This window comes from Agathobaculum sp. NTUH-O15-33, from assembly GCF_033193315.1.
GTDB lineage: Bacteria > Bacillota > Clostridia > Oscillospirales > Butyricicoccaceae > Agathobaculum > Agathobaculum faecihominis_A.
In genome coordinates this window covers 2,243,239-2,266,491 of the sequence record NZ_CP136187.1, presented here as the reverse complement: position 1 = coordinate 2,266,491, position 23,253 = coordinate 2,243,239, and the positions used below count along the sequence as shown (strand labels likewise).

Annotated in this window: 24 protein-coding genes; 15 read left to right on the top strand and 9 right to left on the bottom strand. The window is 58.4% G+C overall.

Annotated elements, in window-relative coordinates:
* Positions 1-60: 60 nt before the first annotated feature.
* The 4 genes from RWV98_RS11275 to RWV98_RS11260 form a co-directional block, all read right to left on the bottom strand.
* Positions 61-276: a DUF378 domain-containing protein gene (locus tag RWV98_RS11275; protein ID WP_280960657.1), complete on the bottom strand. Its 216-nt coding sequence runs from the start codon at positions 274-276 to the stop codon at positions 61-63.
* A 65-nt stretch (positions 277-341) separates the two neighbouring features.
* Positions 342-1,226, bottom strand: a complete 885-nt coding sequence (locus tag RWV98_RS11270; RefSeq protein WP_317860792.1) for an SPL family radical SAM protein — start codon at positions 1,224-1,226, stop codon at positions 342-344.
* Positions 1,223-1,939: an NAD-dependent protein deacylase gene (locus RWV98_RS11265; RefSeq protein WP_317860791.1), complete on the bottom strand. Its 717-nt coding sequence runs from the start codon at positions 1,937-1,939 to the stop codon at positions 1,223-1,225. Before RWV98_RS11265 ends, RWV98_RS11270 begins: the two co-directional genes overlap by 4 nt.
* Before the next feature lie 16 nt (positions 1,940-1,955).
* On the bottom strand, positions 1,956-2,477 hold the full coding sequence (locus RWV98_RS11260) for a nitroreductase family protein (RefSeq protein WP_280960654.1): 522 nt from the start codon (positions 2,475-2,477) through the stop codon (positions 1,956-1,958).
* A 210-nt stretch (positions 2,478-2,687) separates the two neighbouring features.
* Here RWV98_RS11260 and RWV98_RS11255 point away from each other — a divergent pair, with 210 nt between their 5' ends.
* From RWV98_RS11255 to RWV98_RS11240, 4 genes are all read left to right on the top strand, one after another.
* Positions 2,688-2,930, top strand: a complete 243-nt coding sequence (locus RWV98_RS11255) for a helix-turn-helix domain-containing protein (protein ID WP_280960653.1) — start codon at positions 2,688-2,690, stop codon at positions 2,928-2,930.
* A gap of 477 nt (positions 2,931-3,407) precedes the next feature.
* Positions 3,408-5,012, top strand: a complete 1,605-nt coding sequence (locus RWV98_RS11250) for an ABC-F family ATP-binding cassette domain-containing protein (protein ID WP_317860789.1) — start codon at positions 3,408-3,410, stop codon at positions 5,010-5,012.
* The gene (locus RWV98_RS11245) at positions 5,012-5,368 is read left to right on the top strand and encodes a DUF2752 domain-containing protein (protein WP_280961096.1); all 357 of its coding nucleotides are present in this window, start codon (positions 5,012-5,014) and stop codon (positions 5,366-5,368) included. The genes RWV98_RS11250 and RWV98_RS11245 overlap by 1 nt, the downstream gene beginning before the upstream one ends.
* Positions 5,369-5,649: 281 nt before the next feature.
* Positions 5,650-6,168 (top strand): CpXC domain-containing protein, encoded by a 519-nt coding sequence (locus RWV98_RS11240; protein ID WP_317860787.1) that lies wholly within the window; start codon positions 5,650-5,652, stop codon positions 6,166-6,168.
* Between the two features lie 97 nt (positions 6,169-6,265).
* Here RWV98_RS11240 and RWV98_RS11235 read toward each other — a convergent pair whose 3' ends face one another.
* Entirely contained in the window at positions 6,266-7,102 is an 837-nt protein-coding gene (locus RWV98_RS11235) for a putative manganese transporter (protein ID WP_280961098.1), read from the bottom strand.
* 136 nt (positions 7,103-7,238) lie between these two features.
* Between RWV98_RS11235 and RWV98_RS11230 the strand changes: the two genes are divergently transcribed.
* Together RWV98_RS11230 and RWV98_RS11225 are read left to right on the top strand one after the other, a co-directional pair.
* The gene (locus RWV98_RS11230) at positions 7,239-8,873 is read left to right on the top strand and encodes a DEAD/DEAH box helicase (RefSeq protein ID WP_317860784.1); all 1,635 of its coding nucleotides are present in this window, start codon (positions 7,239-7,241) and stop codon (positions 8,871-8,873) included.
* Between the two features lie 69 nt (positions 8,874-8,942).
* On the top strand, positions 8,943-10,130 hold the full coding sequence (locus tag RWV98_RS11225; RefSeq protein ID WP_317860783.1) for a phosphodiester glycosidase family protein: 1,188 nt from the start codon (positions 8,943-8,945) through the stop codon (positions 10,128-10,130).
* Positions 10,131-10,196: 66 nt separating this feature from the next.
* Here RWV98_RS11225 and RWV98_RS11220 read toward each other — a convergent pair whose 3' ends face one another.
* Positions 10,197-11,465: an MATE family efflux transporter gene (locus RWV98_RS11220; protein WP_442872061.1), complete on the bottom strand. Its 1,269-nt coding sequence runs from the start codon at positions 11,463-11,465 to the stop codon at positions 10,197-10,199.
* A 168-nt stretch (positions 11,466-11,633) separates the two neighbouring features.
* Here RWV98_RS11220 and RWV98_RS11215 point away from each other — a divergent pair, with 168 nt between their 5' ends.
* The 3 genes from RWV98_RS11215 to RWV98_RS11205 all read left to right on the top strand — a co-directional run bounded on the left by RWV98_RS11215 (position 11,634) and on the right by RWV98_RS11205 (position 13,705).
* Positions 11,634-12,470 (top strand): MerR family transcriptional regulator, encoded by an 837-nt coding sequence (locus tag RWV98_RS11215; RefSeq protein WP_280961102.1) that lies wholly within the window; start codon positions 11,634-11,636, stop codon positions 12,468-12,470.
* 241 nt (positions 12,471-12,711) lie between these two features.
* Positions 12,712-13,122 (top strand): RrF2 family transcriptional regulator, encoded by a 411-nt coding sequence (locus RWV98_RS11210; RefSeq protein ID WP_280961103.1) that lies wholly within the window; start codon positions 12,712-12,714, stop codon positions 13,120-13,122.
* 40 nt (positions 13,123-13,162) lie between these two features.
* Positions 13,163-13,705, top strand: a complete 543-nt coding sequence (locus RWV98_RS11205; RefSeq protein WP_317860778.1) for an NADH peroxidase — start codon at positions 13,163-13,165, stop codon at positions 13,703-13,705.
* Positions 13,706-13,757: 52 nt separating this feature from the next.
* Here the strand turns inward: RWV98_RS11205 and RWV98_RS11200 are convergent, their stop codons facing one another.
* From RWV98_RS11200 to RWV98_RS11190, 3 genes are read right to left on the bottom strand one after another with little or no spacing between them, the layout of a single operon-like run.
* On the bottom strand, positions 13,758-14,450 hold the full coding sequence (locus RWV98_RS11200; protein ID WP_317860776.1) for an LrgB family protein: 693 nt from the start codon (positions 14,448-14,450) through the stop codon (positions 13,758-13,760).
* Positions 14,443-14,820, bottom strand: coding sequence for a CidA/LrgA family protein (locus RWV98_RS11195; RefSeq protein WP_280961121.1), 378 nt, complete (start codon positions 14,818-14,820; stop codon positions 14,443-14,445). The genes RWV98_RS11200 and RWV98_RS11195 overlap by 8 nt, the downstream gene beginning before the upstream one ends.
* Positions 14,817-15,368 carry a DUF4364 family protein gene (locus tag RWV98_RS11190; RefSeq protein ID WP_280961122.1) on the bottom strand — a complete coding sequence of 184 codons (552 nt, stop codon included), beginning with the start codon at positions 15,366-15,368 and terminating at the stop codon, positions 14,817-14,819. The genes RWV98_RS11195 and RWV98_RS11190 overlap by 4 nt, the downstream gene beginning before the upstream one ends.
* 182 nt (positions 15,369-15,550) lie before the next feature.
* Here RWV98_RS11190 and RWV98_RS11185 point away from each other — a divergent pair, with 182 nt between their 5' ends.
* Genes RWV98_RS11185 through uvrA form a run of 6 tightly spaced genes read left to right on the top strand, consistent with a single transcriptional unit; the run spans position 15,551 to position 23,206 of the window.
* Positions 15,551-16,153: a GNAT family N-acetyltransferase gene (locus tag RWV98_RS11185; protein ID WP_317860773.1), complete on the top strand. Its 603-nt coding sequence runs from the start codon at positions 15,551-15,553 to the stop codon at positions 16,151-16,153.
* 25 nt (positions 16,154-16,178) lie between these two features.
* Complete coding sequence (locus RWV98_RS11180) at positions 16,179-16,889, top strand: JAB domain-containing protein (RefSeq protein WP_280961124.1); 711 nt, start codon at positions 16,179-16,181, stop codon at positions 16,887-16,889.
* A gap of 2 nt (positions 16,890-16,891) precedes the next feature.
* Positions 16,892-18,847, top strand: coding sequence for an excinuclease ABC subunit UvrB (uvrB, locus tag RWV98_RS11175; protein WP_317860770.1), 1,956 nt, complete (start codon positions 16,892-16,894; stop codon positions 18,845-18,847).
* On the top strand, positions 18,847-19,572 hold the full coding sequence (locus tag RWV98_RS11170; RefSeq protein WP_317860769.1) for a 4Fe-4S double cluster binding domain-containing protein: 726 nt from the start codon (positions 18,847-18,849) through the stop codon (positions 19,570-19,572). The genes uvrB and RWV98_RS11170 overlap by 1 nt, the downstream gene beginning before the upstream one ends.
* Positions 19,572-20,372, top strand: coding sequence for a PhzF family phenazine biosynthesis protein (locus RWV98_RS11165; RefSeq protein ID WP_317860767.1), 801 nt, complete (start codon positions 19,572-19,574; stop codon positions 20,370-20,372). Before RWV98_RS11170 ends, RWV98_RS11165 begins: the two co-directional genes overlap by 1 nt.
* 2 nt (positions 20,373-20,374) lie before the next feature.
* Positions 20,375-23,206 carry an excinuclease ABC subunit UvrA gene (uvrA, locus tag RWV98_RS11160; protein ID WP_280961128.1) on the top strand — a complete coding sequence of 944 codons (2,832 nt, stop codon included), beginning with the start codon at positions 20,375-20,377 and terminating at the stop codon, positions 23,204-23,206.
* The last annotated feature ends 47 nt before the right edge of the window (positions 23,207-23,253 follow it).

The window sequence follows — 23,253 nt, the reverse complement described above, 5'->3', positions numbered from 1 at the left end:
ATATCCCAATAAAAAAGAGCGTATCCGAAAAAAGGACGGATACGCTCTTTTCTTTGCCTTTTAGGAGGCGTGGCGGTGCTCCGCTCTGTCTTCTCGGAAGAGCAGGGAAATGCACCAAACGGCGGCCAGACCGACCAAGCCGTAGATGATGCGGCTCATGATGGTGGCGGGGCCGCCGAACAGGGCGGCTACCAAGTCAAAGCCGAACAGGCCGATGCTCCCCCAGTTCAGCCCGCCGATAATGGCGAGGATCAGCGCGATCTTATCTGCGATCATTTTTCTTCCTCCTTCTACGTTTCTGTGCCCTTAGTATGGCCGGGAGGAAGAAAAATCATACCGCGCTAAAAAAGCGAAAGCTGCTCGCTTTCACGCGGCAGCCGGTCGCGCATGATCGCGGCATAGTCGTCCGTCAGTCCATGTTTTTTCTTGACGGCGGAAAACATTTGATACAGACTATCCTTGTACGCTTTTCGGTCGGCGCCGGGGGCGTACAGCAGGCGCAGCTTTTCGGCAAGCGCGGGCCGTTCGCGGCGGATAAAATCGAAAAACACCTGTCGCGTGCCGCCGCGCAGGTACAGGGTGGCCGCCTGCACATACTGCACGCCGGCTGCTTTGCCGGCGGCGGCCAGCCCTTCGAGGTTATCGCGTCCATCGGTTAGGTAGGGGATGATGGGCATGATATGCAGGCCGGTGCAGGCCTTTGTTCGCGAAAACGCGCGGAGCATTTCAAAACGGCGCGCCGAGGACGCGCCGCCCGGCTCCAGCACGCGGCGCAGGTCCTCGTCCACCGTGGTGATGGTTGAAGCGATGATGACGAAGGATTTTCGCGAAAGCTCGTCGATCAGATCAAAATCGCGCAGGATGAGATCGGACTTGGTGGAGATGATACAGGGCGTGCGGTAGCGGATCAGTAAGCGAAGGATATCGGGCATTAGCCGGTATTTTGCTTCGGCGGGCTGGTAACTGTCCGTGATGCCGCCGATATTGACCACCTCGCGCGGCCAGTCGGGCCGGGAAAGCTGGTATTCCAGCCTTTGTACGATGTTGGTCTTGACGAATATCTCATCGTAAAACGAGGCGGATTCCAAATATTTGTGCGAATACACCGCGAAGCAGTACTGGCAGCGGTGCGCGCAGCCGCGATAAGGGTTCAGATCCCACCGGTAGGGAAAGTCTCGCTTTAAACGGCGGCACGCGGCGGCGCACTGCACTTCCCTGATGGTCACAGCTGCGAGAAGATCTCGCCGATCGGCCCGTGGATCACCAGATCGGCGCGTCGGTCGGCGGGCGTCGGCGTTTTATTGATGAGCACCAGCTTGGTACCGCCGTAGTAATTGATCAGTCCGGCGGCGGGGTATACCGCGAGCGAGGTGCCGCCAATGATCAGTATGTCCGCGCGGCGGATATATTCCAAGCTTTTGTTCATCGTATAGGAATCCAAGCTTTCCTCATACAGAACGACATCGGGCTTGATCATGCCGCCGCATGTACATTTCGGCACGCCCTTGCCGGCGGCGATGTCGCGCGCATCGTACGGCCTGCGGCAGCGCATGCAATAGTTGCGCAGGACCGAGCCGTGCAGCTCCAGCACTTCCTTGGATCCGGCCTTCTGGTGCAGGCCGTCTATGTTTTGGGTGACGATGGCGCGAAGCTTGCCCGCCTTTTCCCATTCGGCCAGCTTTAAATGCGCGGCGTTTGGCGCCGCGTCCAGCGCCAGCATTTTATTTCGGTAAAAGCGGTAGAACTCCTCCGGATTCGCGTCAAAAAACGTGCGGGACAAAATGGTTTCGGGCGGGTATTTGTACTGCTGATTATAAAGACCGTCTACGGAGCGGAAATCCGGGATGCCGCTCTCCGTTGAAACGCCGGCGCCGCCGAAAAAAACGATATTGTCGCTCTGATCGATCCATTCCTTGAGCTGCTTTACCTGTGCCTCCATGAGGGACGCCTCCTTTTTACTCGGTGAACGTAACGGTACCTTCCTTGCGGGGCTTTGCCGGGGTCTCCTTTGCGATGTAGCCGATCGCGGCGGAGCAGATGACGATATGATCCGCCGGCACGCCGTATTCGGTGAGCAGCGCGCGCACGGCGGGGGTATCGCAGGTGACGCGAAGCTGGTTGATCCAGCATGAGCCAAGGCCGAGCGCGGTCGCCATCAGCAGCAAGTTTTCCATGGCGGCGGCGCCGTCGACAAAGGCGTGGTTTTCATCCCGCTTGTACGAAATGATGATGTTGACCGGCGCGCCGTAAAAATTATAATCCGGCCCGCGGTTATCCGCTTCGGCTACCGCGCGCGCCAAACGAAGCGATTTTTCCGCACTGTAGACCACGGTGAAATGCCAAAGATATTTGCCCATGCCGGAAGGCGCCCATTCCGCCGCCTCCACCAGCTGCATCACCTGTTCCTTGGGGGGCAGTTCGGGCTGGAAAGCGCGCGTGGAACGGCGCGATTGGATAAGCTGCATCAATTCGTTCATGACAGTGACCTCCTCGGTTTTGTTTGAAAATATCGTGATAACTACAGTATAGCCGCTCTGTTCGGGCAATGCAAGGAGAGGAACAGGAAATTTCATTTTACGACACGTCCAATGCAAGTCATGCCAACATAATACGCTAGATTATATATAGCCTACTTTTGATCTCCCTTTTCAGTAAAATTATAAAAGGAAGAGCAGGAGGATAAAGACATGAATACCAGAGACACCGTAGCTGCCAGAATCGTAGAATTGTGCAAGGAGCGGCACATCTCGATCAACCGGCTGGCGGAATTGTCCGCTGTGCCGCCTTCCACGGTCAAAAACGTACTGTATGGCAGAAGCGACAACCCGGGCGTCGTGACGATCAAAAAGATCTGCGATGGGCTCGACATCACGCTGGGCGAGTTTTTTGACACGCCGGCCATGAACTCCCTTGAGCAGGAAATCAGATAACGACCGACCGCGGCAGGCGGCGGGCCATGATAGGCCCGCCGCCTGCCGCTTGAGACTGTCAAAAAAACTATTTTTGACAGTCTGTCGATCGAAACAAAGCCCCATTTCGATCGAATATTCCAGCTTTGTCGCGCGCTTTTCAGGCACACTCCTACGCCGGTTTGTTAAAAAAACGAGATACACGCTCCCGTTTTTTTGTCAAATTGAAGCAAAACTTCAATTTTCCATTCAATGCGCGCTGCGGCGCGAGGATTTCTTTGATACTCTGCGCGGCAGGCGGCGGGTCATGACAGGCCCGCCGCCTGCCGCTTTTTTGCCCTGCGGGCGTAGAATCTCCAAAAGGCGGGTAGAGCGTGGGCAAATTCGCTACATCTTGTACAAAAATCGGTTTTTGTTCCCAAATTAGCTGTGAAACCGCGCGGGAATGTGGTATACTGATACAGATTAAATATATGACAAACGGAGGATATCCTATCCATGATCACTGTATCTGAATTAAGCCTGAACTTCAGCGGCGAGCCGTTGTTTAAAAACGTCAACATGAAATTTACCGAGGGCAACTGCTACGGTATTATCGGCGCGAACGGCGCGGGTAAATCTACCTTTTTGCGCATCCTCTCGGGCGATCTTGATTCCTCTTCCGGCACGGTATCCATCGCTTCCAAAGCGCGTATGTCCGTGCTCAAGCAGGATCACTTTGAGTTCAACGAGGAAACTGTTTTGAACACCGTATTGGGCGGCAACCCGCGCCTGCTCGCCGTGATGCGCGAGAAGGACGAGCTGTACATGAAGGACCCCTTCACCGAGGAGGACGGCAACAAGGCAGCCGATCTGGAAGCCGAATTCGCCGAAATGAACGGTTGGGATTCCGAGACCGAAGCCTCCCAGCTGCTGAACGGTCTGGGCCTTGACGCGGACGCGATTCTGTACAGCGAAATGAAAACGCTGGGCGACACCGAAAAGGTAAAGGTGCTGCTGGCGCGCGCGCTGTTCGGCAAGCCCGATATCCTGCTGATGGACGAACCGACCAACCACTTGGACGTGGCTGCCGTGCATTGGCTCGAGGATTTCCTGATGGATTTTGAAGGCACCGTGCTGGTCGTTTCACATGACCGCCATTTCCTCAATAACGTGTGTACGCACATTGTCGATATCGATTTTGGCAAGATCAAGGTATACGTGGGCAACTACGAATTCTGGTATGAATCCTCGCAGATGATGCAGCGCATGATCAAGGATCAGAACAAGAAGAACGAGGATAAGATCAAGGAGCTGCAAGGCTTTATCCAGCGCTTCTCGGCCAACAAGTCCAAGTCCCGTCAGGCGACCAGCCGCAAAAAGCTGATCGATAAGCTGACGGTAGAGGAACTGCCCGCTTCCTCCCGCCGCTATCCGTGGGTCGCCTTTACCGCTGACCGCGAAGCGGGCAAGGATATCCTCGAGGTGCGCGGCATCTCCAAAACGGTGGACGGCGAAAAGATTCTCGACAATGTTTCCTTCATCGTGCGGCGCGACGACAAGATCGCCTTCATCTCCGACAACGAACAGGCGATGACCGTGCTGTTTCAGATCCTTATGGGGGAGATGCAGCCGGACGAGGGCACCTTCAAATGGGGCACGACCACCTCGCAGAGCTATTTCCCCAAGGACAACTCCGAATACTTCAACGGCCACAAGGAAAACATGCTCGACTGGCTCGCGCCGTATTCCCGCACCGACACGCTGGAATCGACGCTGCGCGGATTTTTGGGCCGCATGCTCTTTTCGGGCGACGATGTGTATAAGCCGGTCAACGTGCTTTCCGGCGGCGAAAAGGTGCGCATGATGCTTTCCCGCATGATGCTGTTCGGTTCCAACGTGCTGGTGATCGACCAGCCGACCAACCACCTTGATCTGGAAAGCATCACCGCGGTCAACAACGGCGTGCGCGACTTTAAGGGCACCGTGCTGTTCGCCAGCCATGACCATGAGTTCGTGCAGACGATCGCGACCCGTGTGATCGAGCTGCGCGAGCACGGCGTGCTGGATAAGGAATGCAGCTACGACGAGTTTTTGGAATTCCGCGAGAGCTATCAGGGCTGATGAGCAAGGGCGTGAAGGGCCTTTTGCTGCTGCTCGCCGTCGCCGTGCTCGCGTACGGCACGGCGGGCGTGCTCGGCTTTGGTTGTCCGGCGCAGCGCCTTACCGGCGTGCCCTGCCCGGGGTGCGGGCTGTCCCGCGCGGCGGCAAGCGTGCTGCGCGGCGATCTGGCGGGGGCCCTTCGCATGCACCCGATGATCTTTGTGCTGCCGCCGGTATTCCTTTACGTCTTATTTGGAAAAAAGCCGCTTCTGGGCAGTAAAAAGAGGGAACGGGCGCTGCTTTGGGGCGTGATCGCGCTGTGGATCGTCCTTTGGCTCGTTCGGCTGGCGGTGCGCGATCCGGTGTTGTTTCTCTGACGGCGATTGTGCCCCGGCGCTTGCAATAGAACTACATTTTGTGTTAGAATAGCGGAAAGCAGCTTTTTTGCACAGTTACCGCAATCAAGCCTCCCGGCGGCTCGGCGGAATTAAACGCGTTTGCCGCTGCGGAATACCGGGTACACTTTGTGATATCCGCCGCGTGAGAAAGAAAGGATTGTTCCGCATGACCGTACAGTGCCCGCATTGCCACGAAGAGAGCGAGCATAAGGTGATTGACCATATCAATATCGACCGCACGCCTGAAATGAGAGAAAAAGGTGCGCGATCTTTCGCTGTTCCGGGTGGAGTGCCCAAACTGCGGTGAAACCGTGCTGGCGGTGCACCCCTGCCTATACCACGATATGTCAAACGGCTTTATGGTTTGGCTTTGGAATGAAGAGGAGCCCGTGCCAACGGCTGATTTTGACCCGCTGGCCGGTTATAAGCTGCGCGAGGTTGAAACCATGAACGCGTTCCGCGAAAAGATCGCGGTTTTGGAACTTGGGCTGGACGACCGCGCGGTAGAGATCATGAAGCTGTTGCTGCTGATGCGGCTCCGGCACGATCTTGACGTGGTGGAACTGGTCTTTCACGAGCTTGACGCGCGCACCGGCGATTTTCGCTTTGTCGCCGTTTTGTCCGATGGGGTGGAACAGTACGCCGCCATGCCGGGCGCGCTGTACCAGCGCCTGAAGCAGGATGTGGAGGAACGGCTTTTTACCTCGGCAAAGAATTTTACCCGCGTTGATATGGATTGGGCCGCGCAAGCGCTCGAACTGCTGCACGAGGCGGAGTAAAAACAAAAAAACATCCTGAGCGAAGCAAAAGCGCCCGGCGGATACACGGGGAGCTTTTGCTGCGTTCAGGATGAAAATGAACGATAGCGGAAAACGCTTAGCCAAAAAGCTGCAGCAACGTGCCGCCCAGAACGGCGAGCACAAGCGTGGCGGCAATGATGGGAAGCGCGCGGCGGCGGCCGGCCTTTTCCTGAAACAGTACGATATAGCCGAAGCCCGCGCCGGTGGATAATCCGGCGATTAACGCGCCGAAGCTGATCGTGCCGTTTACAAACAGCTGGGAAAGCAGCACGCTCATCGCGCAGCTGGGCACAAGGCCGAGCACCGCGCAGAGCAGCGGCTGCCAAATGCTGTCCGCCAGAAGCAGGGTGGAAAGGCGGTCCTCGCCGATCCATGCGATCGCCCCATTCAGCGCCAGCAGGATGAGGAAGAGGAACAACCCGGTTTTGAGAGTCCGCCACAAAACGACGGCGACCGGAGAACCTTCGCCGCAGCAGGAGCAGTCCTCCACTTCGATCTCGATGGGTTCATGCCCGCGTCTTTTTTCTCGGAACACGGTCAGCCGCAGCAAATAGCCGCCCACGACCGCGAGCGCAAATTTGGCGAGGAGCAGTAAAAGTACCTTTTGAAGGCCCACGCCGCCCGCGAGCAGCACGGGCACCGCTTCGTCCGACGTTGCCAAAAACACGGCGACCAGCGTGGCCGGTGCGAGGTAGCCCGCTGAAAACAGCGCGGCGGCAGCGGCGGAAAAACCGCACTGGGGCACCGTGCCCGCCAGCGCGCCGACGACCGGACCGAACCGCGCCGCGCGGGCCAGCAAGGTGGGAGCGTTCGTCAGCCGGTTTTCCACGTAGTAAAGCAGCGCGTACACCAGCAAAAGCAGCGGCAGGGTCTTGACGATGTCGAAAAATGAATCAGACAGGATCTCTAACAAATGGGTTCACCTCATAAAAATGCATTGAAAACGTTAAAACAGCTATTTATTATTATAACACAGGTTTGCCCGTGCGAGCAAGCAGGATTTGCCTGCGCCGCCGGGCGGATACAAGAAAGGGAATCGTACGACCAATATGAAATTCAGTGAATTAGGAATCGAAAAGAACATTTTAAAGGCCTTGAACGAGGCGGGCTATGACGAGCCGACGCCGATCCAGCAAAAGGCGATCCCGCCGCTGATCGACGGGCACGACATCATGGGATGCGCCCAGACGGGCACGGGCAAGACCTGCGCGTTTGCCGTGCCGATCATTCAGCGGCTGGAGGCGCAGACCGCCAAGGGCCGCGCGCCGCGCGCGCTCATCCTAACGCCGACGCGCGAGCTGGCTTTGCAGATTTTCGAGAATATCTGCCAATACGCGCGCTATACGGGCCGCACGGCCGCTGTTATTTTCGGCGGCGTGTCGCAGGTGCCGCAGGTGGATGCGATTAAGCGCGGCGCGGATATTCTGATCGCCACGCCGGGCCGCCTTTGGGACCTGATGGGGCAGGGACACGTAACGCTTGGCTCGATCGAATGCTTCGTGCTGGATGAGGCCGACCGGATGCTGGATATGGGCTTTTTCCCGGATGTCAAGCGCATCATCAAGTTCCTGCCGGAAAAGCGGCAGACCATGCTGTTCTCCGCCACCATCCCGAAGGAGATCGCAGCGCTGGCGGACAGCCTGCTTCATACCCCGGTGCGCATTGCGATCACCCCGTCGGCCAAGCCGGTTGAAAAGATCGAGCAGAAGCTGTATTTTGTGGAAAAAGCGGAAAAAAGGGAACTGCTGGCGGAAGTGATCCGTCGAAGCAACGTTGCGCAGACGCTGGTCTTTACCCGCACCAAGCATGGGGCCGACCGCGTCGCGCGCGATTTGAACCGCGCGGGCATCAAGTCCAAGGCGATCCACGGCGATAAATCGCAGAACCAGCGCCAAACCGCGCTGAGCGACTTCAAGGCGTGCAAGATCGCGGCTCTGGTTGCGACCGATATCGCCGCGCGCGGCATCGATATCAATGAATTGCCGCTCGTTATCAATTTTGAACTACCCAATATTCCGGAAACCTATGTGCACCGCATTGGCCGCACGGGCCGCGCCGGGCAGGAAGGCACCGCCATTTCCTTCTGCGACCATACCGAACGGCCCTATCTGGCCGATATTGAAAAGCTGATCGGCCGGGCGATCCCGGTCGAGGGCGAAGTGCCGCATGTGCCGAAGGAGGGCGAGGAGACCGCGCGCCGCGCGCCCGCGCCCCGCGGTAGGACCCGCAAGCCGGTTTCGGAAAACGCCACGGCGGAAGAGGTCGCGGCGGACGTCCAACGCCAAAAAGCGCAGAAGCAGCGCCGCCAGCCGGCCGCAAAGGCCGCAGCTCCCGCGGCGGGCCAGACCGCCCGCCGCGCACCCGCCGCGGAGGCGCGAGAGGAACAGCGCGCCAAAGCGGCCGCGCCGCGCCGCTCGCGTTCGTCTTCGGCAGGCGCGCGGGGCCGTGGACGCGCCCCCTATGCAAAATATGAACAGAACGAACCCCGGTACGACGCGCACACCCCCGCCCGCACCGGCGAACTGAGCGAGGCGGCAGCCGCGCGCATCCGTCAGAAGGTCGCGGCGGCTATGGCGGCCCGTACGGAAGCGGCGCCCGCCGTCAAACAAGCCGGCGGACAGCCTGCGGCTTCCTCCGCAAGACCGGCGCGTTCGCGTTCGTTCCGCGGCCACCGCAAGGGCTAAGCCGCCGGCATCAATAGATAAAGATAGTGACCGCCTAAGCCACAGAGAGATAAGGGGAGAGATACGGCCATGAACGGCGCCCGACACCGCTTTGCACTTGGTTTTACGTGCTTTATACTCGTGTGTATCACCGCAGTCTATCCCTTTCTGCTTTACACACCGAACAACTTCGTCACCCGCTGGCGGGAATGGTACATCGAGACCGCCATGGGCACCATGACCCACCAGTGGTTGGCGACGTGGTTCATCCCGCACGACATCATCAACGACGTCATGCTCAAACGGTATTTGATGAACCGCAACCAAGCCGGCTTGGAAAGTACGTGGGAACCGGAAACGGATCCTGTCGACGAAACGCCAACCACTCCGCGCGGTCAATTTTTGAGCCGCTTTTCCGAGTTGGACGCGGAAAGCTTCGATGCTTTCATTCAGCAAAACCCTGAATACATAGAGGATGGCTACGATAAGATCGATATCGACCTTGTCGGCGACGATCCGACCAAAAAGCGGTATGATACCGGCTTATGGACGACGCAGGGCGATCCCGTGGTCGCCATCAACGCGGAGTATGGAATTTTGATTGCCCAAATCGCCGGCGAGGATGAACTTGGTCTGGAATATGCGGGCAAGCTCGCGTTCTGCCACCAGCCGGAGCGCGTCTCCGTCGGCCTATGCGAAGGGCTGTTTTCTTACGGCTCGTTCGTATCCGATATGGCGCGCGATTACGACGCGATGCTCGCCGTCAACGCTTCCGGCTTTGCCGATTATGAGGGCAACGGCACGGGCGGTATCCCTTACGGCTTTCTCAAGAGCGAGGGCCGCGAGATACAAGGGGCCGAGGGCGGCGATTGGAAGATCATCGGTTTTGATAATGAAGATCGCTTGCAGATCGGCGCGTTTTCCGATACCTCCAGCCTGCGCGACGCGGTGGAGTTCTGGCCGGTGCTCATTTTAAACGGTGAGAATATCATACGCAACGCAGGGCTGAACGATGCGCAGCCGCGCACCGCGATCGGACAGACCAAGGACAAAACCGCGATGTTCCTTGTTGTGGATGGACGAAAGACGCATTCGTTCGGCATCACTTATGCGGGCTGCGGCGAGATCATGGAGCGCTACGGCGCGTATCAGGCCGCTATGCTGGACGGCGGCTCCTCCTCGGTCATGGTCTATAACGGACGCGAGATCACCAGCCCCACCACACTTTCCCAAAACCCGGAGGGACGCTACCTGCCCGATTGCTTTGTGGTAAAATAGCGGTCGATACGACCGGATAACAAGAACCGCCGTGCCAAATTTTCCTTTGGCACGGCGGTTCATATTTTATTCCTGCCGCAGGCGGCGCACGATGCGCCGAAGCAGGACGGCGGACAAAAGCGCCGCAAGCAGACCGGCGGCGAGCGGGGAGAGCCAAACGCCGTCCAGCCCCCACAGGCGGGGCAGAAGGAGCAGGCTCAGCCCGGGCAGCAGCAGCGTTTGGCTGAAGGAAAGCAGGAGCGAGCTGAGCGGACGACCCAGCGCCGTGAAGAAAGACCCCGATACAATGCCGCACCAACTGACCAAATAGGAAAGGGCGAACAGATGCAGCGCGCGGCGGCTCAGTTCAAGCAGCGCGGTGTTGCCTGCCTCCATGAAATAGGGGAGAATGCTTTGGGCGCCGGTCAGCATCCACGCAAGCACGGCGATGGATACCAAAAACCCGGCAAGCTGTACCCGGCGTTCAAGCGCGAACACGCGGCGCGTGTCGCGCGCGCCGTAGTTATAGCTGATCGCGGGCTGGAGCGCGTCGGACATGCCGAACAGAATGGATTTGACCACGCTGTCGATATACATGATCACGCTGAACGCGGCCACGGCCAAATAGCCGCCTTGCGCCATTAGCACCGCGTTAAACAGCACCATGCAGACCGAACTGGCGATGTTGGAGAAAAACTCCGAGCTGCCGTTGGCAACGATGTTGAAAACCGCTCGCGGCTTTAATGAAGAACGGGTAAAGCGAAGCGGCAGCCTGCCGCGCAGAAAGGGCCAAAAGCCAATCGCCGTGCCCGCAGCGAGGCACAGGCAGGAGGCGAGCGCGGCAGCGGCGACGCCCTTGCGAAAACCGACGATGAACAGCGCGTCCAGCGCGATGTTGGCCAGCGAAATGACGATGTTCATGATCATGCTGTAGCGCACCTTGCCGCAAATACGCAAAAAGTTGTCCACTGCAAAAAAGATCATGATCGCGGGTGAAAACAGCGCGTATACCCGCATATAGTCGACCGCGTATCGTAGCACGGCCCCCTCCGCGCCGAGCAGGCGCATCAGATCGCCGGCAAAGAAGAAGCCGATCGCCCCGGCCGCGACTGAAATGGCAAAGATCAGCCCGCAAGCGAAAGAAAAAATACGGTTGGCTTCGTGTTCGTCGCGTTCGCCCAGACGAATGGCGATCTGTACGGACGAGCCGACCGCCACCATGTCCGCCAGCGCAAAGCTGATCATGATCAGCGGCATAACAAGGTTGACGGCGGCCAGCGCTTCCGCGCCGATAAAGCGGCCGACGAAGATGCCGTCCGCGATCGTATAGAGTGAAGTGACCGCCATGCTGACCATGCTGGGCAGCGCGCAGCGAAAAAAACAACCGTGTCGGCGGCAGGGAGCCGAAGAGCCGCTCGTGTTCTAATTGGGGTGCCATGGAAAGATTCCTCCGTGTCAAAGATTGATTGCCGATAAGCTATATGATAAACTATAGGGTAACACCATAGTCAAGAGGTTTTTTCAATGAGCGAGATGCAAAAGCTTTATTTTAACACCGGCGAATTCGCCCGCCTATGCGGCACGACAAAGGAAACGTTGTTTTATTATGACCGCATCGGCATTTTAAAACCGGATAAGGTGGCGCCGAACGGTTACCGCTGTTATTCCTGCACGCAGTTTCTCGATTATGACTTGATTCGCGTGCTGGGGCAAGCGGGCAGCAGCCTGAAAGAGATCAAATGGTATTTGGAGCATTACGACAGTCATCACTTTTTATCCCTTTTGCGCGAAAAACAAGAAAAGATCGCCATACAGCGCAGGCGCTTGGAGCAGATGGAGCAAATGCTCGCGCATACGGTAACCATGACTGAACGGGCGCTTGGGGCGGTATATGGCGAACCGTATATAGAGCGGCAGGAGAGGGAGCTGCTGCTCGCCGTGCCGCTCGCGCCCGGCGAAGGAGAGCGGGCGGAGGGCATCGTCGCGCGGCTGGCCGAACATTTTGCACGCTGCGAGCAATATAGGCTGGCGGACAAATTTCCGCTCGGTTCGATCATTCCCCGGGAAAACGTGCTGCGCGGCAGCGATGAGGAAAGCTTTTTCTTCAGCCGCGTGCCTGCGGATTTTGAACACGAGGGCCTGTATCAAAAACCGGCGGGCAGCTATGCCACCATTTTGCATAAAGGCAAAAGCGAGACCTTTGGGGACGCATACCGCGTTCTGCTGCGATATATCGAAGAACAAGGCCGCGTGGTATGCGGTAACTGCTATGTATATGATCTGGTCAGCTATCTGGCTTCGGGCACGGAAGAGAATTTTGTCTATCAAATTTCCATTCAAATCAGCCCTGCCCCCCAATGAAAAGAGGGGGTGAACTTGTGTGAAAAAAATAGACTTTTATGAGAACTTGTGATATACTGACGATAATAAAGACGAAAATGAGAGACAACCGGCATGGGCTATCCGTGCGCTCTTGAAGCGGCACAAACGATAGAAAATGCTTAATGAAAAAAATTATCAATAATTTTCGCCAAACCCCTTGACAAAATCGGGGGTCAATACTATACTAAAGATGTTCCAATTAGAGAAAGGAAGGGACGACTTGAGAATCACGCATGAAGCGGATTACGCGATTCGCGTGGCCTACTGTCTCGGCTTGGCTGGGGGTAAGCAATGCGCCAAGGATATTTCGGAATCTACCGGCGTAACATTGCGCTTTGCCCTAAAGATTCTTCGCAAGCTCACGCAGGCCGGTATTACCAGATCTTATAAAGGTGTATCCGGTGGCTACGAATTGGGCCGCGCCCCTTCCGAAATTAGCCTTGGCGAGATCATTGAAAGCATAGACGGGCCGATTGCGATCAATCACTGCCTGTCCAATGAATTTCAGTGCACCCGCGTGGGCGACCGGAATGAATGCGATTTTCACCGTGTGTTTGGCGAGATCAACCGCTCGCTGCGAAAAGAGCTGTTCGCCATCACGCTGGATCGGTTTATTCCATTACACAGCTAACCTATATTATAAAAATTATTTTACTTAGGAGGAAAAAACCATGAAAAAGTTTGTATGTTCTGTCTGCGGTTATGTTCACGAGGGCGATTCCGCCCCGTCTGAGTGCCCGATCTGCCACGCTCCGGCCGATAAGTTCAAGGAGCAGTCCGGCGAGAAGACTTGGGCTGCCGAGCACGTTGTAGGCGTTGCCAAGGGCGCTCCGCAGGAGATCATCGACGGTCTGCGCATGAACTTCGAGGGCGAGTGCTCCGAGGTCGGTATGTATCTGGCGATGGCGCGCGTCGCGCACCGCGAGGGCTATCCGGAAATCGGCCTGTACTGGGAGAAGGCCGCTTACGAAGAGGCTGAGCATGCTTCCAAGTTTGCCGAGCTGCTTGGCGAAGTAGTGACCGACTCCACCAAGAAGAACCTCGAAATGCGTGTAGACGCTGAGAACGGCGCGACCGCCGGCAAGTTCGAGCTGGCCAAGCTGGCGAAGCAGCACAACCTCGACGCGATCCATGACACCGTTCATGAGATGGCGCGCGACGAGGCCCGTCACGGCAAGGCTTTTGAAGGTCTGCTGGCTCGTTACTTCGGCTAATACCGATAGACAAACGGATAATAAAAAATCCTCCCGATACGGGAGGATTTTTTTAACCCAGAAACAGGGAACCAATCGAAACAAGCAGCGAAGTGATCAGTCCCGCCACGCCGATGGCAAGGCCGCTCATCGCGCCTTCGGTCTCGCCCAACTCGATGGCGCGCGCCGTGCCGACCGAGTGCGCCGCCGTGCCGATCGACAGGCCCATCTGCACCGGATTGCGCACGCGCAGCAGTTTTAAGAACGGAGGCAGCAGGATCGCGCCGATAATGCCGGTGAAAACGATGCACACGGCGGTGATCGGGGCAAGGCCGCCCAGCATTTCGGATAGCGCCACGCCGATCGGCGTGGTGACCGACTTAGGCACCAGCGAACGGGTGGTCACATCCGACAAACCGAACAGGTGGCAAAAGCCCAGAACGCTTCCGATGGAAACGATGGAGCCCACCAGCGCGCCCGCCAGAATGGGGGCCAGATTTTTCTTCAGCACCTCCAGCTTGCGGTAGATCGGCAGGGCTAGGGCGACGGTCGCGGGCGTCAAGCAAAAGGAAATCAGCGCGCCCGCGTTCTGGTACTGCTCCAGAGAAACGCCGGCGGCGATGAGCAGCGCGCCGACCAAAACCGATGCGAACAGCAGGGGATTGAGCAGGGCGGAACCCGATTTGCGCTGTAACCATTGGCCCAGCGCGTAGGCCGCGATTGATACGCAAAGCCACAGCGCGGGAGAGGCAATCAGATCAGTCATGGTCGAACGCCTCCTCGGTCTCGCGGTGCTGCAGGCGAAACACCAGATGCACGGTGACCGCCGTGGCCGCTGCGGTGCACAGCGTGGTCAGCACGCATACGGCGACAATCCCGAGAATCTCTCCCTTGATCTGGGAAAAGATATCCAGCACGCCCAGACAGGCGGGCAAAAAGAAAAAGGCCATGTTCTGCAACAGAAAATCCGCGGTATCCTCGATATGCGCGGGCCGTACCCGGCCAAGCGCGAGCAACAGGAGCAGCAGCGCCATGCCTAGCACGTTGCCGGGCAGGCGGCGCTGCAGCAGGATGGACAGTGCGTCGCCCGCGACGCAGCAGGCGAGCAAAACGCACAGTTGTTTCAGATAGTTCAAGCTTTCTCGTCCTTCTTTGTTTCATAATCTGCGGTGAGCGCGCGTAAAAGCGTTTGGTAGATCTGCTCGGCGTTGCCCTTGAACGCGCGTTCGAGCATGGAGGCTTGCGCACGGCTGACCACGCACATTTCAATGGAAAAGACCTGATCCATTTCCATGCGCACGGTCAGGTCGTTCGCCGCGTGCTCGGTGACCGACGTGGATACCGCGGCGTCCCGGCGGATCTGCCGCACCACGCGGATGGCGGAGCGCTGCGCGGCTTCGCGCACGGGGTAGGGGATCTGTTTTTCAAATACGGGCACAGCCTCCCGCCCCTTGTCGGTGATGGAATAAACAGGCTCGTTTTCGCCTGCCTGCTCGTCGATATGGCCGGAAGGCACCATTTCATAAAATGCCTCGCTCAGCTCGAAATAACCAAAACCGTCGTCGCACCAAGTCGTTAGGTCGACAATGGTGCTGAAGCTGACGGGAAACGGCAGCAGATCCATGGCAAACAGGATGAGGAACTTGATCTCTTCTTTGGTGTGGATAAATCCGTAACGAACCATCGCTCCTGCATCTCCTTTCAAAAAAAGCGTATAAAAAGTATATCGCAAAATTGCACAAAATACAAGTCGAACATCCGTACGATTTTCTGGTCTTTGACAGGCAAATTGCTATTGAAGATTACGGACGCGGGTAGTATAATAAAACGGTAGATTTTTTAGCGAAACAAGGGGAAAAGAATAGAATGAGCGATGTGATCTTACGTGTGGCGGACGAAGCGGACGCGCCCGCCATGCTCGCCCTGTACGCGCCTTATGTGATCGAAACGACCGTTTCCTCCGAATACGAGCCGCCCTCGCTGGAAGAGTTTCTTCGCCGCATGCGCGCCTACGGTGAAAAATTGCCGTGGCTGGTCTGCACGCAGGGCGATGAGGTGATCGGCTATGGCTATGCTTCGCCGCACCGCGCGCGGGCGGCCTACCAGTGGTCGGTCGAGACCTCGATCTATGTCGCGCGCGAGCATCACCGGCGCGGCGTGGCGGGCGCGATCTACGCGGCGCTGTTTGAATTGCTTGCAATGCAGGGATACTATAACATCTATGTCGGTATCACCTCGCCGAACGAGACCTCGATCAAATTCCATACCGCGATGGGCTTTGTTATTTCGGGCGCCTATCAGGACAGTATGTATAAGTTTGGCAAATGGCGCGATGTGCTCTGGATGGCAAAAACGCTGCGCGCGCACGAGGATGAACCGCAGCCGACCGTGCCGTTTCCCTCGGTGAAGGACGGGCCGGTGGCCGAACGCGTGCTCCGGCAGGCCGCGCAGCGCATCCGCATCGGTTAACGGCTTGAAAAAGGAGGGCGGACGCATGCCGGACGGCAGCCTGCACGCGCATCACCGTAAGCGCATGATGGAGAAATTCCAAAAGTACGGCATGGACGTCTTTACCGACGTTGAAGCCCTGGAGCTGGCGCTCTACCTCTCTATTCCGCGCGGCAACACCAACGATATCGCACACCGGCTGATCAACACGTTTGGCTCGCTGCACGCCGTGTTTGAAGCGACGGAGGAGGCGCTGCGGCAGGTGGAGGGCATCGGCCCGGTCAGCGCGCTCAATCTTCGGTTTCTGCGCGAGCTGTTCAGCCGTTACCGCGCCGATTCGGTGAAGGTGGAGCTGCACGGCTGCGCGCTGACCACGGAGGAAAAGATGGCCGCTTACTTCGTGCCGCAGTTCGAGGGCTACACGGTCGAACGCATGCTGGCCGCCTATCTGGACGGCAAGGGCCGCGTGCTGCGCTGCGAGGAGATCGGCCGGGGCAGCATCACGCAGGTGCGGGCCGACCTCAGACTGTTGATGACGAACGCGGTGAACGTGCACGCGGCGGGCGTGGCGCTCGCGCACAACCATCCGGACGGACAGCTGGTCATATCGAAAGAGGATATCTCCGTGACCATCCAGATCGAGGATTTGCTGCGCAGCGTGCAGGTGAGCCTTGTCGACCATCTGGTCGTGCAGGGGGACCGTTATATATCGGTCTGTTCTAAAATGCGGATAAACGGCGGAAAGGGGCTGCATTGACCATGCCGGATTTTAAAATCGTAAGTGAATACAAAATGGCGGGCGACCAGCCCGAAGCGGTCGGCAAGCTGGTGGAGGGCATTCAAAACGGCCTGACCGAGCAAACGCTGATGGGTGTGACCGGTTCGGGTAAAACGTTCACCATGGCCAATATCATCGAGCAAACGCAAAGACCCACGCTGGTTCTGGCGCACAATAAAACGCTCGCCGCGCAGCTCTGCACCGAGCTGCGTGAATTTTTCCCGAACAACGCGGTCGAATACTTTGTGTCCTATTACGACTATTACCAGCCCGAGGCGTACATCGCTTCGACCGACACCTATATCGAAAAGGATTCCGCGATCAACGACGAAATAGACCGCCTGCGGCACTCGGCCACCTCGGCCCTGTCCGAACGGCGGGATGTGATCATCGTTTCCTCGGTAAGCTGTATCTATTCGCTCGGCGACCCGATCGACTATAAAAGCATGGTCATTTCGCTTCGTCCCGGCACCGAGATCAGCCGCGACCAGCTCATCCATCGCCTGATCGATATCCAGTATGAGCGCAACGATATCGCGTTTGAGCGCAACCGTTTCCGGGTGCGCGGCGACACGGTGGAGATCTGGCCGGTTTATTCGGACGAGGACGTGGTGCGCATCGAGTTCTTCGGCGATGAGGTTGAACGCATCAGCCGGATCAATCCGCTCACCGGCGTCAGCCTCGGCGTGCTGGGGCACACGGCGATCTTCCCGGCCAGTCACTATGTCACGCCCAAGGAAAAGCTGCAAGAAGCCATCGTCGACCTTGAAAACGAAATGAACGCGTGTATCGCCAATTTTGAGGCGCAGGGCAAGCTGATCGAGGCGCAGCGCATCGGCCAGCGTACGCGGTACGATATCGAGATGCTGCAGGAGATCGGCTTTTGCAGCGGCATCGAAAACTATTCGCGCGTGCTGTCGCGTCGCGAGCCGGGTTCGTCGCCGTATACGCTGATCGATTATTTCCCAAAGGATTTTCTGCTCATCGTGGACGAAAGCCACGTCACCTTGCCGCAGGTGCGCGCCATGTACCACGGCGACCGCGCCCGCAAGGAAAGTCTTGTCGAAAACGGCTTTCGCCTGCCGTCGGCTTTCGATAACCGCCCGCTGAATTTCGACGAATTCAACGAACGCCTGAACCAGATTGTCTATGTATCCGCCACGCCGGCGGAATACGAGCTGTCCCGTTCCGGGCAGGTGGTCGAACAGGTCATCCGGCCGACCGGCCTGCTCGATCCGGAGGTCGTCATCCGCCCGGTCGAGGGGCAGATCGACGATCTGATCGGCGAGATCAACGACCGCGCCGCGCGCGGCGAGCGCGTGCTTGTGACGACGCTGACCAAAAAGATGGCCGAGGATCTGACCGATTATTTGGAGACTGCGGGCATCCGGGTGCGGTATATGCACCACGACGTCAAGACCATAGAGCGACAGGAGCTGATCCGCGATCTGCGTCTCGGGGTGTTCGACGTGCTGATCGGCATCAACCTGCTGCGCGAGGGTCTGGACCTGCCCGAGGTATCGCTCGTCGCGATCTTGGACGCGGACAAGGAAGGCTTTTTGCGTTCGGAGACCTCGCTGATCCAGACCATTGGCCGCGCCGCGCGAAACGAGCACGGCTTGGTCGTGCTGTACGCGGATAAGATCACGCCGTCGATGCACCGCGCGATGAGCGAGACCGAACGCCGCCGCAAAATACAAAACGAATTCAATATCGCGCATGGCATTACGCCGCGCTCGGTGCGCAAAAAGGTGGCCGATGTGATCGAGATCACGTCCAACGTGCCCGAGAACAGCAAACGCAAAATGCGCACCAAGGGCGAAAAGCAAAACGAGATCGACCGTCTGTCCAAACAGATGCGGGAGGCTGCCAAGATGCTGGAATTCGAGATCGCCGCCGAGCTGCGCGACCGCATCAAGGCGCTGGAGGAAAGCTGATGCTGGAGGAAGAGCTGCGCGAAGTCCTAACCGCGCGGGGCGCGGATCTGATCGGCTTTGGGGCGCTGAAAGGCGTGCCGGGCGCGCCGCTGCCCAACGGCGTCGCGGTCGCCGTGCGCATTCCGCGCGAGGTGCTGCGTGATATCCGGCAGGGGCCGACAAAACGGTATTACGATTGTTATCAAGTTTTAAACGACCGCTTGAACGGGATCGTATTGGCCGGCGAGCGCTTTTTGCGGGAGCGCGGCTTTGCGGCGCGCGCATTGTCCACCGATCGCGTCACCCAGTCGGACGACGCGCGCACGGCGCTGCCCCATAAAACGGTGGCCGTGCGGGCGGGTCTGGGGTGGATCGGTAAGTGCGCGCTGCTCGTGACCGAAGCGTACGGCTCGGCTGTCCGTATCTCATCGCTGGTGACGGACGCGCCGCTCGTTTGCGGCGTTCCCGTGCAGCCGCGCTGCGGCGGCTGCGCCCGCTGCGAGCAATACTGTCCCGCGGGCGCGGTGCGCGGCCGCGCGTGGAAAAACGGTACCGACCGCGATGAACTGGTCGATATCGCGGCGTGCCGCCGCCAAATGCTGCAAATGACGCGGGAGAGCTTCGGCGTTGCCACGACGATTTGCGGGCAGTGCATGGTACATTGTCCTTTTACCAACCGCTATGCAGAAACGGGAAATATGGAACGTGCGGTGTCGCGCGGCGCGGAATCGGCGGGGGAAAGCTGATGCGGTATTTTATTGTCGACGCGTTCGCGCAAGGCGCCTATTTGGGCAATCCGGCGGGCGTGTGCCTGCCGGAGCAGCCGCTCTCCACAAGACAGATGCAGCGTATCGCGGCGGAAAACAACCTGCCGGAAACGGCGTTCGTGACCCGCGCGCGCGGCGCTTACCAGATCCGTTGGTTTACGCCGGCGGGCGAGGTTGACCTGTGCGGACACGCGACGCTGGCAAGCGCGTTTGTGATCAGACACGACCTGGAGCCGCACGCCGACCGCGTGACCTTCCAGAGCGTGAGCGGGCCGCTCTATGTGGATGCGGTCGAAGAGTGTTTTCGTCTGGATTTTCCGGCCCGGCCCGCGAGGCGGACCGAGCCGTTGCCGCAGATCGAGGCGGCTTTGGGCGCAAAACCGCTGGAGACCTATTTGGCGCGCGATTGGCTGGTGGTTTTGGACAGCGAGCAGACCGTGCGCGGTCTGCAACCGGACTTTGCGGCCATGGCAAAAATTCCGCAAGGGGACGGCGTGATCGTGACCGCGCGGGGCGAAAGCTGCGATTTTGTTTCCCGCTGCTTTTATCCTAAAAGCGGTGTGAACGAAGACCCGGTGACCGGCTCCGCCCATTGCAACCTAACGCCGTACTGGGCGGAACGGCTGGGCAAAGCGCGGCTTGTTGCCAGACAACTCTCGGCCCGCGGCGGCGCGCTGGCCTGTGCGCTCGCGGGCGACCGGGTGCTGCTAACGGGCGGCGCGCGGCTCTATCTCAGCGGCGAAATTTCAACGGCTTATTTAAGTGAGGAATTATCATAAATATGCACGAATATATTCATGTGAAGGGTGCCAGAGAGCACAATTTAAAAAATATCGATATCAAGATCCCGCGCGACAAGCTGACCGTGCTGACCGGCCTGTCCGGTTCGGGCAAGTCGTCTCTGGCGTTCGACACGATCTATGCCGAGGGGCAGCGCCGCTATGTGGAATCGCTGTCCAGCTATGCGCGGATGTTCTTGGGGCAGATGGACAAGCCGGATGTCGATTATATTGACGGCCTGTCGCCCGCTATCTCGATCGACCAAAAAACGACCAGCAAAAACCCGCGTTCGACAGTCGGCACGGTGACCGAGATCTACGACTACATGCGCCTGCTATGGGCGCGCATCGGCACGCCGCACTGCCCGAAATGCGGCAAGGAAATCCACCAGCAGACGATCGACCAGATCATCGACCGGCTGATGGCGCTGCCTGAAAAAACGCGCCTGCAAATTCTGGCCCCGGTCATTCGCGGCAAAAAAGGCGAACACACCAAGGTGCTGGAGGACGCGCGCAAATCCGGCTATGTCCGCGTGCGGGTGGACGGCGAGGTTTATGACCTTTCCGAAGAGATCAAGCTGAAAAAGACCTATAAGCACAACATCGAGATCGTGGTGGACCGCGTGGTGGTCAAGCCCGATATCCGCGCGCGCCTGACCGATTCCGTGGAGAGCGCTTCGGCTCTTTCCGGCGGCATTGTGATCGCGGATGTGATCGGCGGCGAGCCGATCATGTTCTCGCAGAACTATGCGTGCGAGGATTGCGGCATCTCGATCGAAGAGCTGACGCCCCGCATGTTCTCCTTCAACAACCCCTACGGCGCGTGCCCGACCTGTACCGGTCTGGGCGTGCAGATGAAGGTGGATCCGAACCGTATCATCCCGAACCGCAAGCTTTCCATCAAACAGGGGGCGATCCGCGCTTCCGGCTGGGCCAATGCCGATCCCGGCACCATTTCGTATATGTATTACACCGCGCTGGGCAAACGCAACGGTTTCACGCTCGATACGCCGATTGAAGAATTCAGCGAAAAGGCGCTGGACGAGCTGCTGTACGGCACAAAGGGCGAATCCATTGAAATATCGGTCAGCCGCGTTTCCGGCGGCGTGATGCGCCAGCCGTTCGAGGGCCTGATCAATAATTTGGAGCGACGCTACCGTGAGACCTCGAGCGAGTACTCGCGCGCCGAGATCGAGGACTGCATGAGCGAGACCCCGTGCCCGGATTGCGGCGGCCGCCGCCTTCGGCCGGAGGTGCTGGCCGTCACGATCGGCGGCCTGAATGTCGCGGAGTTTGCCGAGCGTTCGGTCGTCAAGGCGATGGAGTTCATCCATACCCTGCAGCTGACCGAGATGCAGCACAAGATCGGCGACCGCGTGATCAAGGAGATCATGGACCGATTGGGCTTTTTACAGTCCGTCGGTTTGGAATATTTGACGCTCAGCCGCGCGTCGGGCACGCTGTCCGGCGGCGAGAGCCAGCGTATCCGGCTGGCAACCCAGATCGGTTCGTCGCTGATGGGCGTGCTGTATATTCTGGACGAGCCTTCGATCGGCCTGCACCAGCGCGATAACGATAAGCTGCTGGCGACGCTCGGCCGACTGCGCGATCTGGGCAACACGCTAATCGTCGTAGAGCACGATGAGGACACCATGTACGCGGCGGATCATATTGTCGATATCGGCCCCGGCGCGGGGCGGCACGGCGGCGAGGTCGTGTTTGAAGGCACGATCGACGAGCTGCTGAAGGATGAAAGGTCCGTTACCGGCAAATATCTGTCGGGCCGCATGGCCATTCCGATCCCCGAGGTACGCCGCAAGGGAAACGGCAAAAATTTAGTGGTAAAGGGCTGCACGGTCAATAACCTCAAGCATACCGATTTTACCATTCCGCTCGGCACGTTTACCTGCGTGACCGGCGTGTCCGGTTCGGGCAAATCCTCGTTTGTCAACGAGATCCTCTACAAGAAGCTGGCCGCCGAGCTAAACGGCGCAAAAACGCGCGCGGGCGCGCATGATGAAATGACCGGTCTGGAGCATCTGGACAAGGTGATCGACATCAACCAGTCGCCGATCGGCCGCACGCCGCGCTCCAACCCCGCGACCTACACGGGGGTGTTCAATGATATCCGCGAGCTGTTCGCCCAGACGGCGGACGCCAAGGCGCGCGGCTACGGGGCGAGCCGGTTTTCCTTCAATGTCAAGGGCGGCCGGTGCGAGGCATGCTCGGGCGACGGCCTGCTCAAGATTGAAATGCACTTTCTGCCCGACGTATACGTGCCCTGTGATGTGTGCAAGGGCCGCCGTTACAACAAGGAAACGCTTGAGGTGCGGTATAAGGGCAAGAACATCTATGAAGTGCTCGACATGACCGTGGACGAGGCTTGTGAGTTCTTTGAGAACGTGCCCAAGATCGCCCGTCGGATGCAGACCATGCAAGAGGTCGGTTTGGGCTATGTCAAGCTCGGACAGTCCTCCACCACGCTGTCCGGCGGCGAGGCGCAGCGCGCCAAGCTCGCGACAGAGCTGTCGCGCCGCTCTACCGGTAAGACCATCTATATCCTTGACGAGCCGACCACCGGCCTGCACGTTGCGGACGTGCACCGTTTGGTCGACGTGCTGCAAAAGCTGGTGGACGCGGGCAATTCCGTGGTCGTCATCGAGCACAACCTCGATGTGATCAAAACGGCCGATCATATCCTCGATCTCGGCCCGGAGGGCGGCGACGAGGGCGGCCGTCTGGTCACCGTGGGCACGCCGGAGCAGGTAGCGGCCTGCAAGGATTCCTACACCGGCCAGTACCTGAAAAAGATATTGGAAAAAAGTAAACAGTGAACCGATGGGGGCGTTGCCGAAGAAGGCAACGCCCCCATATCTTATGG